General features: G+C 58.4%; 7 protein-coding genes and 1 tRNA gene. 5 read left to right on the forward strand and 3 right to left on the reverse strand.

All coding sequences use genetic code 11. The features are described from left to right. Entirely contained in the window at positions 1-3,342 is a 3,342-nt protein-coding gene (locus Poly24_RS00305; protein WP_145088845.1) for an efflux RND transporter permease subunit, read from the reverse strand. Next, positions 3,339-4,916 carry an HlyD family secretion protein gene (locus Poly24_RS00310; protein WP_231753384.1) on the reverse strand — a complete coding sequence of 526 codons (1,578 nt, stop codon included), beginning with the start codon at positions 4,914-4,916 and terminating at the stop codon, positions 3,339-3,341. The genes Poly24_RS00305 and Poly24_RS00310 overlap by 4 nt, the downstream gene beginning before the upstream one ends. 257 nt (positions 4,917-5,173) lie before the next feature. On the opposite strand from Poly24_RS00310, the gene Poly24_RS00315 reads away from it, so the two are divergent. After that, a complete protein-coding gene (locus Poly24_RS00315) occupies positions 5,174-5,818 on the forward strand; it encodes a TetR/AcrR family transcriptional regulator (protein ID WP_145088850.1) in 645 nt (214 codons plus the stop codon). Positions 5,819-6,355: 537 nt separating this feature from the next. Here Poly24_RS00315 and Poly24_RS00320 read toward each other — a convergent pair. Next, positions 6,356-6,437: transfer RNA gene (locus Poly24_RS00320), tRNA-Ser, on the reverse strand. A 258-nt stretch (positions 6,438-6,695) separates the two neighbouring features. On the opposite strand from Poly24_RS00320, the gene Poly24_RS00325 reads away from it, so the two are divergent. The 4 genes from Poly24_RS00325 to Poly24_RS00340 all read left to right on the forward strand — a co-directional run bounded on the left by Poly24_RS00325 (position 6,696) and on the right by Poly24_RS00340 (position 14,436). Beyond that, positions 6,696-8,969, forward strand: coding sequence for a transglutaminase family protein (locus Poly24_RS00325; RefSeq protein ID WP_145088852.1), 2,274 nt, complete (start codon positions 6,696-6,698; stop codon positions 8,967-8,969). A 198-nt stretch (positions 8,970-9,167) separates the two neighbouring features. Beyond that, a complete protein-coding gene (locus tag Poly24_RS00330) occupies positions 9,168-9,650 on the forward strand; it encodes a MarR family winged helix-turn-helix transcriptional regulator (RefSeq protein ID WP_145088857.1) in 483 nt (160 codons plus the stop codon). 174 nt (positions 9,651-9,824) lie between these two features. After that, the gene (locus Poly24_RS00335; protein WP_145088860.1) at positions 9,825-11,327 is read left to right on the forward strand and encodes a sulfatase; all 1,503 of its coding nucleotides are present in this window, start codon (positions 9,825-9,827) and stop codon (positions 11,325-11,327) included. A gap of 133 nt (positions 11,328-11,460) precedes the next feature. Further along, positions 11,461-14,436: an exo-alpha-sialidase gene (locus Poly24_RS00340; RefSeq protein WP_145102529.1), complete on the forward strand. Its 2,976-nt coding sequence runs from the start codon at positions 11,461-11,463 to the stop codon at positions 14,434-14,436. Positions 14,437-14,455 lie beyond the last annotated feature (19 nt).

Consider the following 14,455-nt stretch of genomic DNA (forward strand, 5'->3'; position numbering starts at 1 on the left):
TCAGACCGATGGGGTTGGAGTGGGATTGTTGGCCTCGCGAAGTCGAGACGAGGGGGACTGAAAGGAATAGAGGACGGGGATGACAAATAGCGTCAGGGCGGTCGCAAACGTAAGACCATAGATGAGCAACCAGGCTAAGCCTTGCCACAGTGGGCCGCCGGCAAGGGCGAGAGGAACGAGGCCGCCCACGGTGGTCGCGGTTGTCAGGAAGATCGGCATCAGTCGTTGCCGGGCAGCGTCGACGATGGCAGCATGATATTCGCTGCGTGTCAGAGGCCGATCCTTCTCGGTCGATGTTTGCTCCACGACGATGTCGGCAAATTCGACGAACAGGATCGCCGAATTCAATACGATTCCGAACAACGCCAACACGCCAAGCTGCGGCATGAATCCAAACGCATTGTTGGTTACCCAAAGACCAAACAGAGCGCCGACAAGGGCAAGCGGCAAGGTCACCATGATGATCGAAGTGCGGGAGAGACTGTTGAATTGAAAAATCAACAACAGAACGATTGCAATAAATGACATGCCAAACGACCGGAACATTTTCCCTTGAGCCTTCATCGACTCTTCAAGAGCCCCGCCGATCTCGATGCGAAATCCGGGAGGCAATTCGGCCTTCACCTGCTCCATCGCCTCGCAATGGAAGACGCGATTGGTGATGTCGTTGCCCGACGCGCCGTAGTTGATCCGCGATCGGACTTCGATCGTTCGGTTTCCGTCGCGTCGATCGATCGTTTCCAAACGCCATTGCGGTTCGACGTTTGCAATCGCTGCCAGTGAAACCTTGCCGACGCGGCTTTCGATGTGAGAGCTGTTGACGGCGCCAAGCGACTGGCGGCTCTCGGGCTTCAATCGAAAGTAAACCGGGATTTGTCGGTCTCCCTCGCGATACATCGTCAGCAGTTTGCCGGAGTAATAAGCGTCGAGCGTTGACGCTACCTCCGCGTTGCGAATTCCCGAAAGGCTCGCTCGATCGGAATCGACATCGACGAACAACTGCTGGCCGGAGACGCCCCACGAATCGTTGACGTCCCACGTGTCCGGCTCGGCGTCCACGATCGACTTGACGCGGTTGGCGATGCGTCGCAGTTCGTTTGCGTCGGCAAGCCCATTACCCACGACCCGCAAAACGACGGGATCCGCGGGGGGGCCAAGCGCCAACTCGATCGGAACCACTCGGGCGCCAGCGATCGGCGAAAGCCCTAACTCTTCGTCTCCCTGCCGCGCAACAACTCGCAATTGTTCGGAAAAGTCGTGGGTAAACTCCCCCTTGGTCGTGTGGATCAGGATTTCGGCGTAGTTGGGCTTCAGCGATTCGGGTTCCCATGTCAGGTACCAGCGCGATCCACCTCCGCCGACGATGGTGCGCATGTTGAGCAGTCGTTGATGCGAGTTCCCTTCGGCATCGACATAGGGGCTGAGCGCGCGGATCATCTCTTCCACTTTGCGCGCAGCGCGATTGGTTTGTTCAATCGAAGCCGATTCGGGTAAATAGATTTCAACGGCAAATTGGTCGCGCTGCGTCAGCGGAAAAAACTCGCTCGAAACGGGCAACTGCGTCGCAAGCACCAACGTGCCGAAGGAGGCGAAAATGGTGACAAACCGGTGACGCAGCGCCCAAGCGACGGCGCTGCCGTAGATCTGATAGAAGCCGCCGCGAGCTGGTCCCGTTTGGAGAGGCGCCGCATCTGCTTGCTTTCTGCGAAGACCACGCCACGCGGTTCCAAGCTTATCCATCAGCCACGGCAGCGGCGCGGAGGGGCGAGACGGGTCGCGCGGCGGACGAATGAACCACGCGGCAAGAATCACGCAGAAGGTCATCGCCAGCAGCCAGCTGACCGCCAGCATGACGGACAACGTGATCGGCAGGCTGTAGATGAACTCGCGGTTGGCACCATCCATCGCAATCAACATCGGGATAAAGGCGGCAACCGTCGTCGCGGTTCCGCTCAGCATCGACGGTCCAAGCATTTTGGCTCCGGCGACCGATGCATCGCGAGGATTCATGCCGGCGATTTGGTTCGTGCGACTCTGGTCGCATACCTGAACCGCATTGTCGACCAGCAAGCCAAGCGAGATGATCATCGAGGCCAACGACATCTGTTCCAGCTGGACATCAAAAAGGGTGATGATCGCCAGCGACGCAATGACAACAAACGGGATGTTGGCCGCCATGACGGCCGCCGTGCGAAATCCGACAACCAAATAGACCAGGACCACAACAACAAGAATCGCCTGGGCGATGTTCTCGCCGACTTCGCGAATGCGTTGCTTCACACTGTCCGATTGATCGGAAATGATCGACACCGACAGATCGGGCGGCAACACCCCAGTGCTTTGCAGCTGGGCGACGCTTTCCTTGGAACGGTCGCATATGTCGATGATGTTCGCGCCCGACTTCATCGATACCGCCAGGATGATCGTGGGCGTCTCAAGGTCGGGCGTTCCGTAGCGGCAAATCTGCTGGGGCGGGTCGGTGTAGCCGCGCCGAACGTTTAACCCCATGCTTCGGAGTTGGACCTGGTTTACCGCGGCATTGCCAGCTTCGTCTCCGGTCTCCACGACACCAACGACCAACGAATCAAACGCCTCCACCGCGCTGGCGTCACCGCTGGGTTTGACAAAAAAGCGTCCATCTTCGCCGTCGATCTTTCCACCGGGAGCCACGATGTTTTGCGACTGGGCGAGTCCTTCGATTTGATCGGTTGTCAATTCGAGCGTCGACCAATTCCCCTCGTCCGTCTCGATGTAGATCGCTTCTTCCTGCACTCCGAAGCGACTGACCAACGAGACACCGGGCAGCAGCCGCAGCGAATCGCGTATGCGTTCAGAAAACAGATCGAGCTGCCGTGGCGAGTAGGCGTATTGCGGGTCGATGAACGAATCGCCGTCGAGCGGTCGCTGGTGGACCGCGTACAGCAAGACGCTGGTGTCCGAAAACTCGTCGAACAGATAGGGCGAGATGCTCTCGTGAGGCATCGCCACGTTGCGAATCCGGGCGCGGACGCGATCCCAGGCGTCGTCCACCCTGGCACCCGGTACGCTATCTTCGAGTTCGACGAAGATAACCGACTGTTCGCTGCTGGATGTCGAGCGAATCAACCGGACTTCTTCCAATCCGTCGATCGCATCCTCCAGCGGATCGGTCACCAGTTTTTCGATCTGTTCGGCCGAAGCGCCTTGCCAACGCGTCGTCACGACGGCGATCTTGATCGTGAATTCGGGGTCTTCGCGACGCGGCATGGTGAAGAAGCTGACGCAGCCCCAGACGACCAGCAACAACACCAGCGTGATCGTGATCGTCGGCCGACGCACGGCGAATTCGGGAAGGTTTCTCATGGTTGCACTCCTTCAAGCGGGGAAACCATCACTCGGTCTCCGTCGTTCAAGTAGTGCGTCCCTTCGATAACGACCTGCATTCCCTCATGCAATTTCTCTTGCGAAGTCGACGCGATCCGCAGGAACACTCTTTCCCCAACGACCGACTCTCCGTCGGCGACGTCGACCATGACGCGCCGCGCGATCGGTTCGCTCTCGGAGTCGTCGATCAAATGGATAAAGGTCAGTCCCTGTTCTTCGCGGACAGCCTTCATCGGGACGTAATAGCCATCGGTCGGTTTGTTCGAAGTCAACGAAATCTGCACAACATCTCCCGATCGCAGCAGCCAACGCTGTTCGTCGAGCATGACTTGGGAGCCGTTCCAGGTTTCCAGGCTTGGATTTTTCTTTGCGGATCCGTTGGGCGAATCGGCAACTTGGGGCTTGAGATGCAGCGCACCGGTAATCAAATCGTGCTCGACATCCATCTCCACCTGCGGATCGGTGAACTCGATCGCAACAAACTTCCACCGCCCGAGATAGGGGATCACGTCGCTGGTGATGCGGACGGGAACTTTGGTGACCGAAAGCAGACGCTCACCTGGCGGCGACGGACTTCCCCATCGACGATTGGTGATCTTCCAGACATATGTCTCGCCACCGCTCGTGTGAACCGCTTCGCGAACCACCAGCAGACGCTGGTCGCCCGTAATGATAGGGCCGACGTTCAAGGGGGTGATCTGATCCGTCCATGCGATCGGATCGTCGGTGTGCAGCGATTCGAACCCCGATTCGTCGATCTCGTTTCGCACATGCAGTGTTACCGTAAACGTTCGCGCGGCGGGGTCCGCCACCGTATCGACCCGGTAGACCATGCCGCTCAGTTGCCGCGACGTTCCATTGCCATCGGTCACTTGAACCGACAACATGTCGCCGCGACGGTAGCGGCGCGAGGCGCGGGCGGTCACCTCAAATTCGATGGCCATCGGATCCATCATCTGCACGGTCACCACCGGATCGCCTTCCTTGACGTACGTGCCAGGAACGGCATGAATCTGTGCAATCTGGCCGGGAAACGGACTGAAGAGAACCGTGTTGCGAAGGTTCCGTTGAGCTTCGGAGAGCTGTTGGTTCGCCTGCAGAACCTGTGCATTGAGTGCGAGCTGGCGGGCTTTCGCCTGAGCCAAATCGGCCTGAGCACTGGCCAGACGCGATTTCGCAGTGGAGGCGTTGGTTTGTGCGGCGTCGAGTTCCGAGCGTGAAATCGCATTCTGTCTCGAAAGCTCAAGCGCTCGTTGCAACTCGAGATCGGCGAGGTCGGACTCGGCCCGTGCGGATTCAATCTGAGCGGGCAATTGCAGCTCGATCGTCACAAGGTTGGCATCGCGGTTGAGTTTCGCGACTTCGACGCTGGCGTGAGCCGACTCGGCGGCAATCTTAAATGCCTCGTCATCCAGTCGGGCCAGCGGAGTTGCACCGGCGGGCAGCTCATCGATCACACCGCCGATTTGAGGAGTTACCGATTCGTTGGGCTCGATAACTTCCGCGACACGTCCGGCGACTTCGAAGCCAATCTGCTCGGCTTTCCAAGGCACAACCGAACCTGTTATGAATTGGGTGTTTGTCGGTGAGGACTTTCGTAACGTCGTAATCGTGACCGGCAGGGCAGGCTTTTCCGGTGGGACGCTTTCCTCCTGCTTCTGCGTGCAACCGCAAAGGCCGAATCCGCAGAAGGAGCCAATTGTCAAGACAATGGCGCCGAAGTCTGGTTTTGTAGGTAGCATTTATCGTCAGCCCGAATGGCTCTCGTCGCGGCTCGCAGAAAAGTAAACTGAAAGGTGTGCCTTAGCTCATGGCGAAGAAAAGTAAACCCTCGAGTGCAATATGTGAATCGAGCCCGCGAGAGCGGCTGACCGATCGCAAGCGCGCATCGATCGTGCAGGCTGCGGTGGAGGCGTTTCAAAAGTACGGATATTTTGCCGCCAGCATGAACGGCATCGCCGAGGCCGCGTCGGTCAGCAAGCGAACGCTGTACAACCATTTCGACAGTAAGGAGGCGTTGTTTGATGCGATCATTGAGGAGTTGGAGTTTCGCATCGAGCAGCTTCCCGCGTGCGAGTTCAACGAATCGCGTGATATCGTGGAGCAGTTGGCGGAGCTTGCACACTCCGAAATTGATTTTTGCACGTCCGAAGAGGTGCAGGCGTTTGCCCGTGCCGGATTGTCGCGCGTGTTGGGCGAGCCGGACGTAGGCCAACAGGTCGACCCACGGCATTTAATGCGGCGAGTGACAACATGGATGAAAAAGGCCCAGGCATCGGGGTGCCTTCTCGAGGCGGATCCCGAGTTCGCAGCGATGCAATTCATCGGCTTGCTGCGCACGTTTGCTTTCTGGCCAACGATCGTCCACGGCGAGCCCACCCCGTCGCGTCGCAAACGCAACCAGATCGTCGAGCGCACCGTTGAAATGTTTCTCAGCCGGTACGGCGTCAGCTAAGCTATTCGTACGATCCTTTCGCCAATTAACGGCACCCTGACTTGCTGTGATGCGTTGGGGAATTTTCGATTGGGGCTTCGAAAAATACCGCGTATCCGTTGGCGACGAGCGTCCCATCGGCAACGCAATCATGGACTCGCCCTGGCGGAGCGGTTCTCATGGCGGCTTGAGAGCCTAATTTTCACGACGCCCTGTTTCACCGTTTCCAAGCTTGCATCCGCATCGCCTGCACCCGCGCATCTCCATTGGCGGATCAAAATGAACTGGCTTGCTCATGCGGACAGCGAAAGGGGCCGGCGCTACGACCACCTCGGCAAAGACGAATCCTGCATGGAAATGGAGAACGGAATCTGCTCACAGGAATCTGCGGGGGCCGCCACCGATGACAAGCATCCTTGAGGCGGGGAGTCATGCCGAATCGAATACCCCAGTGGTTCAAGCAAGGCATCTGAGACGCACGATTTTGTCCCCCTTTGGCTGGGGCAACAAAAAAAGCACCCCACAAAACCAAGGTTTCGTGAGGTGCTTTCATGAAGGCGGAGGACACGGGACTCGAACCCGCAACCCCGTGAGGGGCAACTGATTTCGAATCAGCCTGCTAGCCATTCGCTTATCCTCCTCGACCTGGAATTGATAACGTATCGGCCGACAACCGTCAAGGACGAATCGAGCGGTGGTTTGGCTTTGCGTGCCAAAGTCGCAGCTTTTTGGGGATTTTTCACCAGCTCATCTCTTCGGGCAGCCATCCCTTTCCTCGATGCTAGCGATTGGCCGTCGGTTTTGATTCGCATGGGTAGGTCGATCGGTTACGATTGAACGCTACCCCGCCGGTCTCCCTTTGGCCTTTCCCGCACGTACGTCGCAGCATCGAGTGAACATGAAATACGTTTTTTTCCCATTGCTGGCATTTCTCGGAGTTTCAGTCGGAGCGGCTTTCGCCCAAGAAGTCGACGCGCCTACCGATGCTCCCGCCGCCGCAAAGCCCTCCTCCGATGCAGCGGTCAGCGAAGCGGCTACCGATCCGGAATCGGACCCGCAGGCCGAGGCGATCGTTCGCCAATTGCGCCCCTCGCTGGTGACGATCCGCGTGAAGGGACGCGATGGACAACAGCGTGGGCTGGGCTCGGGCTTCATCGTCGACGCCGAGGGCCTGATCGCGACGAATCTGCATGTGATCAGCGAAGGACGTCGATTTTCCGTCGAAACGGCCGACGGTCAGTCATTAAAGGTCTTGGCGGTCGAAGCGTCCGACAGCACGCACGATCTGGCGTTGGTCCGCGTCCAGCCGCAGGACACGAAGCTTGTCCCGCTGCAATTGGCCGCCGCCGATTCGATCGCTCAGGGAGCGAGGGTGATGGCGCTCGGGAATCCGCTGGGGCTGGAGTACAGCGTCGTGCAAGGAATCGTTTCGGCGATCCGCGATGTCGACGATCGCCAGATGATCCAGGTGGCGATGCCGATCGAATTCGGCAACAGCGGCGGACCGCTTGTCGATGCGAAGGGGCAGGTCCACGGGATCATTAATATGAAGAGTGCGATCCAAGAACGGATCGGTTTTGCGATTCCGATCGCCCGGCTGCACGAGCTGCGAGCGCGTCCGAATCCCGTCGTGATCGATCGCTGGGCCCGCTTGGGACGGCTGGACGAAAAACGCTGGACGCCACAAGCGGGAGCCGACTGGCAGCGCAGCAGTGGGATGATTCAGGTTCGCGGCAGCGGTGGCGGAATCGGAGGCCGTTCGCTGTGCGTGTCGTCTCTCCCTGTTCCTGCAAAACCGTTTGAGATCTCGGTCAGCGTTCGTCTGCACGATGAAACCGGAGCGGCGGGACTGATCTTCCACCGCGACGCGAAGGACCGACACTACGGGTTTTATCCCAGCAATGGGCGGCTGCGGCTGAGCTGCTTCCTGGGCCCTTCAGTCTTCTCTTGGCAGGTGCTGGCCGAAGTCGACTCCCCCGATTTTCTTCCGGGCCAATGGAATCGATTGAAGGTTCGCATCGACGACCAGGGAATCAAGTGTTACGTCAATGGCAAACTGGCGATCGAATCAAACGATACGCAGTTAACTGGCGGCAGCACCGGCTTGGCGACCTTTCGATCGACCTCGGCCGACTTCCGGCAGTTCCGCGTCGGCGATATTTCGGAAGACGATCAACTGGCCGGGCCGGCTCAAGAATGGTTTGCCGCGACGGCATCCGATCCTCAGAAGCTCGATGCCGTTTCGCAAAGCGAGCTCGAGATGTTGGCGGACAGCCGCGACGCAAGCGTGTTGGAACTGGCGCGTCGTGCGATTCAGTTGCAGCGTCAAGCAAAACAGATGCAAAAGCTGGCCGAAGATGTTCGCCGGGTCCCGGTGTTGCGAGCGTTGGGAGATCTGCTGACCGAAGAGGACGAAGACGATCTGTTGCGCGGGGCGCTGTTGGTCGCGTCGTTGGACAATCCCGATCTCGATATCCAAGCCTATCTCGATCGGATCGATCAGATGGCTGGCGAGATCCGCGAGGGGATCGCTGAGGACGCCGATCCGGCGGCGCGGCTGAAACAACTCGATCGCTATCTGTTCGAAGAGAACGGATTCCACGGCGGCCGCGATGAATATTATCATCCCGCCAACAGCCATCTGAATCGTGTGATCGACGATCGCGAAGGGCTTCCGATCACGATGGCGATCCTTTACATCGAACTCGGCCGTCGGCTGGGGCTGGAGATCGAAGGGGTCGGATTGCCGGGGCACTTTGTCGTCCGGCATATCGATGGAGAAAGCGAGGGGCAGTTGATCGATGTCTTTGAACGGGGCGAGCGAATGTCGCGCGCCGACGCGGCTCGGATCGTGCTGCAGTTTTCCGGTCGGTTGCTCCAGGACCACGATCTTCGCCCGCAGACGACCGAAGATATTCTGATCCGCGTGCTGCGAAACCTGATGGGTTCGGCGGGGCGATTGCGGGATTCCGAAGCGGTGTTGCGGTATATCGACGCCTTGGTCGCGCTGCGTCCCGAAGAGGGCGAATACCGGATGATGCGAGCGGCGGCGCGGCATCAGACCGATCGCGATCATGCGGCGTTGGAAGATCTTCAGTGGTTGATCCAGAACCAACCGCCGGGGATCGACATCCACGAGGTTCAAGAGATGCGCGACTTCTTGTTAAAGTAAGCCCTCGCGAACCGTAAAGAACTGGCGATGGGAATCCCTTCACCGCGGATGGTGAAGCAATGACGATTGCGGTGTTTGGGCGACAGGTCCGCGGAAACCTCAACTTATGGGTGGAATCCCAGCCAAACGAGGTTGACCGTTGGTCCGCTTCCACGCAAACTATTGATGCATAGTTTAATTCCTAGTGGGTGTTCACCGATGTCCAGCAGCCAGTTGCAAAAAGAACTCAAGAAGAAACGCCCCTTCGAATCGCCCGAACAGGAAGCGATCTTGAACCTGTTGCGGACCAACGACCAATTTCAGAATCGGTTTGGACGGCTGTTCCGCGAATATGGTCTGACCTCGTCGCAGTACAACGTGTTGCGGATCTTGCGAGGCGAAGGGAATCCGTTGCCTTCGTTGGAGATCGCCGAGCGGATGATCCAAGTCGTACCGGCGATCACCGGGCTGATCGACCGCTTGGAAAAGCAGGGGTTGGTCACGCGAAAACGCTGCCTGGAAGATCGCCGCGTGATTTACATCGAGATCACCAACAGTGCGCTGGCGCTGCTGAAACAGATTGACGAACCATTGCTCAGTCTTCACAAGCGGTTGATCGGACACCTGAACCGCACCGAACTGAAGGAACTCAGTCGGCTGCTGGAGAAGGCGCGGTTGAGCCTGCCGGGACTGGACGATTGAATTCGGTACCGCCGCCGGTCACAACCAGTGTTTCGATGAGCGGGTAGGCTGAAACATAAACGCTGATCGCACTGTGGTTCCGCCGAGGCATTTGCTTGCAAGTCTATAGATTTCGGGTAGAATCGGCGCAGCGTTGCCGGGTTTCGGCGGCGATTCCTGGCGGAGTTCCAACCGATGTCATCGAATGCAACGCGAACTTTATTTGGTTGTCCAGCAGTGCGGATGCTTGCTTGCGTCCTGTTCTTCGCCAGTTGTCTCCTGCTGACGTCGGTCGCTAGCGCCGCACCCAACGTCTTGTTCATCGTCGCCGACGATCTGAACTGCGCCATCAGCCCCTATGGCGATCCCGTTGCCAAGACGCCGAATTTGGAACGCCTTGCCAAACGGGGGCTGACCTTCACGCGAGCTTATTGCCAACAAGCGGTCTGCAATCCGTCGCGGTCTTCGTTTTTGACGGGGCTGCGTCCCGATACGGTCAAAGTCGACGATCTTCGCAAGTACTTCCGCAATACCGCGGCCGGTGGCAGCACGCTGGTCACGCTCCCCCAACACTTCAAGAACCACGGATATTTCTGTCAGAACATCGGCAAGATGTTTCACAACATGGGCGAGACGCAAGACCGCCGCTCGTGGTCGATCGATGAAGTCCTGTTTCGCGGTACCCACGCGGCCGACACGATCTACAACAACACGCCCAGCGGTGGCAAGCCGCGGCAATTTAAGGCTCCGGCGACCGAAGCGCACGACGTTCCCGATACCGCCTATCGCGACGGGCAGATCGCCAACTTGGCGGCGGCGATGATTCGCGATCACGCCACCAGCGACCAACCGTTTTTCCTAGCGGTTGGATTCTGGCGGCCTCATCTGCCATTTGTCGCTCCGCGGCGGTACTGGGATTTATACGACGCCGATACGATTCCGATGCCCGACCCCGCGGCGGCGCCAACCGACGTGCCAGCGATCGCGATGCATCCCTCCTCCGAAATCCGCGGCTACGGCGGCGTGCCGAAGGATCGTCCACTCAGCGAGGCGGAGGTTCGGCATCTGCGCCACGGTTATTACGCGTCGATCAGTTTCATCGATGCACAGGTCGGTGAGATCTTGGATGCATTGGACGCAAGCGGTCGAGCCGACGACACGATCGTCGTCTTCACCTCCGACCACGGCTTCCACATCGGCGAACGCACGCTATGGGGAAAGACCTCCAATTTTGAACTCGACGCCCGCGTGCCGCTGATCGTCGCCGACCCACGGCATCCGGCCAGTCAAGGCAAATCGACGCCGGCTCTGGCCGAACTCATCGACCTCTATCCCACGCTCGCTCAGCTCGCCGGCATCTCCGACGACCTCCCGCGGCGGTTGGAAGGGACTAGTTTGGCGCCGATCTTCGAAGACCCCAAAGCTTCGGTCAAACAAGCCGCTTTCACTCAACATCAACAACCCTTTTACGGCAATTCCAGCAACTGGAAGGCTTGGGGTTGTTCGATGCGAAACGATCGCTGGCGCTACACGCGTTGGACAGCGATCGACAGTGGCGAGGTGATCGCGCGGGAACTGTTTGACCACGACAACGATCCGTCGGAAACCGCCAATCTCGCCGCCGATCCGGAACATGGCAAAATGATCGCCGAATTGGATCAAACGTTGGCCAACGCGTTTCCCGAGCGACAACAATAGACGGTGCTTCATCGTCCATCCAACCGACACCCGACCCAACCTGCCCTCCGACTCAACCCCAGCCCCAGCTTTTACTTCCGAGGTGATAAACGTGACACGAATCCCAAACCGGCTGCCAATTTTTGCAGTCTTGATGTTTGCCAGTTGCCTTGGCGCTCAAGAGAACGACTGGAAATTGTTGCCACTGGAATACAACAACCCCGGCCTGAAGGTCGATCTGGGCGTTGGGCTGTGGGCCTGGCCGATGCCGATGGATTACGACGGTGACGGGGATATCGATCTGTTGGTGGCGTGTCCCGACAAACCTTCCAACGGCGTCTACTACTTCGAAAATCCGTCGCAAGACCCGGCCGAAAAGATGCCGGTCTTTCGCCCCGGAGTTCACGTCGGCAAGACCTCGCACAACATGCAGGTCAGCTACGTCGATGGCAAGCCGCGGATCTTGAACACCTGTTTTGAATACCCCCGCGACGAAGCGACCGGTGCGTTTGCCTTCGACAAGCGAAAACAGATCTATCCGAAGGGGAACGTCCACGAAAACAACGTTCGCGGAAACATGTGGCGATACGTCGATTACGACGGCGACGGCGATCACGATATCGTCGTCGGTGCCGGTGATTGGTCGGAATACGTGTGGGACAACGCCTACGATCGCAATGGCCTTTGGCACAACGGACGGCTGCGTGGTTACATCTACTTGATCGAGAACGGTGGCAGCGATCAGGCGCCGCAGTATTCCGACAAGCCTGTCAAATTGCAGGCTGGTGGCGGCGCCATCGACGTCTACGGCTGGCCCTCCCCCAACTTCGCCGACTTCGATGGCGATGGCGATCTCGACCTGTTGTGCGGTGAATTCCTGGACGGCTTCACCTACTTCGAGAACATCGGCACGCGGACCCAGCCAGAATACGCCGCCGGCAGCAAGCTGGCCGACGATACCGGCAAGCCGTTGGTGATGGATCTGCAGATGATCACTCCCACCGCGTTCGATTGGGATGGCGATGGCGATCTCGATTTGATCGTCGGAGATGAAGATGGTCGCGTCGCGCTTGTCGAAAACAGTGGCCAGATGCGCGGCAGCAAGCCGGTCTTCTTGGCTCCCGTCTATTTTCAACAGGAATCCGATACGTTGAAGTTTGGTGCGTTGGCGACCCCCGCGGTCTACGACTGGGATGGCGATGGCGACGAAGACATCCTGTGTGGCAACACGGCGGGATACATCGGCCTGTTCGAGAATCTTGGCGCCGGCGAAAACGGAGCGCCCAAGTGGGCTGCTCCTAAACTGTTGGAGGCGAAGCAGAGCGAATCGGCTGACAGTTCGAAGGTCTTCCGAGTCCTCGCCGGCAGCGATGGTTCGATCCAGGGACCGTGCGAAGCGAAGTGGGGTTACACGACGCTTTCGGTTGCCGATTGGGATGGCGATCAAGATCCCGACGTCATCTACAACTCAATCCTCTCTCGCGTCGGCGTGTTGCGGAACGACGATGGCGTGTTGATCGACACTGCGTTGGAGACCGGACAGCGCGAAGCTCCGCCACGATGGTATTGGTGGCAGACGTTGGCGTCGGACACGTTGACCCAGTGGCGGACGACTCCATTTGCCATCGATTTCGATGCCGATGTTAGCGTCGATCTGGTGATGCTGGATCAAGAAGGATTCCTGACGCTGCGACGCGGTGGCAAAGCTGCCGAACGCATTTTTGTCGACGAGAACAATCAACCGTTGCAGTTGAACACCAGGTCGTGTGGCAGTTCGGGACGCGTCAAACTGACGGTTGTCGACTGGGACGGCGACGGGCGATTGGACGTGCTGGTCAACTCGCAGAACGCTCTTTGGTACCGCAACTGCGAAGATCGCGATGGCAAGATCGTACTGAAGAAGGTCGGCAATCTGGCCCGGCGGAACGTCGCTGGGCACACATCAAGTCCTTCGGTCTGCGACTTCAATCGCGACGGCAAACCCGATCTGTTGATCGGTGCCGAAAACGGACGACTCTATTTCGCCGACCACAACGACTGCATCACCTATCCCGAGGAGAAGCTGGTGGCTGCAAAACCTAAGGCGATCGAGGAGCCCAAATTCCCTGGCTTTGTCAGCGAAGAATTCGTTTACACCAAAGCCAGTTTCCCGCAGTGCCATGCGTCGACGATCTGCGAGACCAATCGTGGGCTGGTGGCCGCGTGGTTCGGTGGAACGCGAGAGAAGGATAAAGACGTTGGCATCTGGGTCAGCTATCACGATGGAAACGGATGGTCGTCACCGAGGGAATGGGCCAACGGCGTGCAGCACGATGGGCTTCGGTATCCCTGCTGGAATCCCGTCCTCTATCAATCGCCTGGCGATGGGCCGACGTTGCTGTTCTTCAAAGTTGGCCCCGACCCACAAACTTGGTGGGGCGAGGTGATGGTCAGTTACGACCGTGGACGTTCGTTTGTCGAGCGCAAACGATTGCCCGATGGGATCGATGGCCCGGTCCGTTGCAAGCCGATCCTGTTGGCCGACGGCAAGACGCTGCTGTCGGGTTCGTCGACCGAATACGACGGTTGGACGATCCACTTCGAATCGACAACGCTGACCGATGGCCAGCCCAGCGGCACCTGGAAACGTGTTGGCCCGATTGAACCGGCGACCAATTTTAACGCGATCCAGCCGACGATTCTGCAGCACGCCGATGGGCGTTTGCAGGTGCTGTGCCGGACCAAGGAGAGCGTGATCGTCAGCAGCTTCTCCGACGACGAGGGTGCTTCGTGGTCGAAGCTGGAACCGATCGACATGCCGAATCCGAACTCGGGGATCGACGTAGTGACACTCAAGGATGGCCGCCAATTGATGATCTACAATCACCTTGGCAGCGGCAAAACCGGCTGGGGACGACGCGGTCTGCTGAACCTGGCGATCTCCGACGATGGCCTTGCGTGGCACAAGGTCGGCGTTGTCGAACGGGATGAAAAGGGTGAATTCAGCTACCCCGCGATCATCCAATCCGACGATGGCTTGGTCCACATCAGTTACACCTGGAAGCGTCAGCGGATCAAACATGTGGTCGTCGATCCGGCAAAGATCCTTGCCGGAAGCCTATTGAGCAAAGACAATTGGGATGCAGAGTGATTTCTGCATATCGAATCCC

Origin of the sequence: Rosistilla carotiformis (genome assembly GCF_007753095.1) — a bacterium.
Classification (GTDB): Bacteria; Planctomycetota; Planctomycetia; order Pirellulales; family Pirellulaceae; genus Rosistilla; species Rosistilla carotiformis.

Coding starts and splice junctions, on each gene's coding strand:
- Poly24_RS00335 (WP_145088860.1), top strand. CDS start 9,825: ATGTCATCGAATGCAACGCGAACTTTATTTGGTTGTCCAGCAGTGCGG.
- Poly24_RS00315 (WP_145088850.1), top strand. CDS start 5,174: ATGGCGAAGAAAAGTAAACCCTCGAGTGCAATATGTGAATCGAGCCCG.
- Poly24_RS00305 (WP_145088845.1), bottom strand. CDS start 3,342: ATGAGAAACCTTCCCGAATTCGCCGTGCGTCGGCCGACGATCACGATC.
- Poly24_RS00340 (WP_145102529.1), top strand. CDS start 11,461: ATGTTTGCCAGTTGCCTTGGCGCTCAAGAGAACGACTGGAAATTGTTG.
- Poly24_RS00325 (WP_145088852.1), top strand. CDS start 6,696: ATGAAATACGTTTTTTTCCCATTGCTGGCATTTCTCGGAGTTTCAGTC.
- Poly24_RS00330 (WP_145088857.1), top strand. CDS start 9,168: ATGTCCAGCAGCCAGTTGCAAAAAGAACTCAAGAAGAAACGCCCCTTC.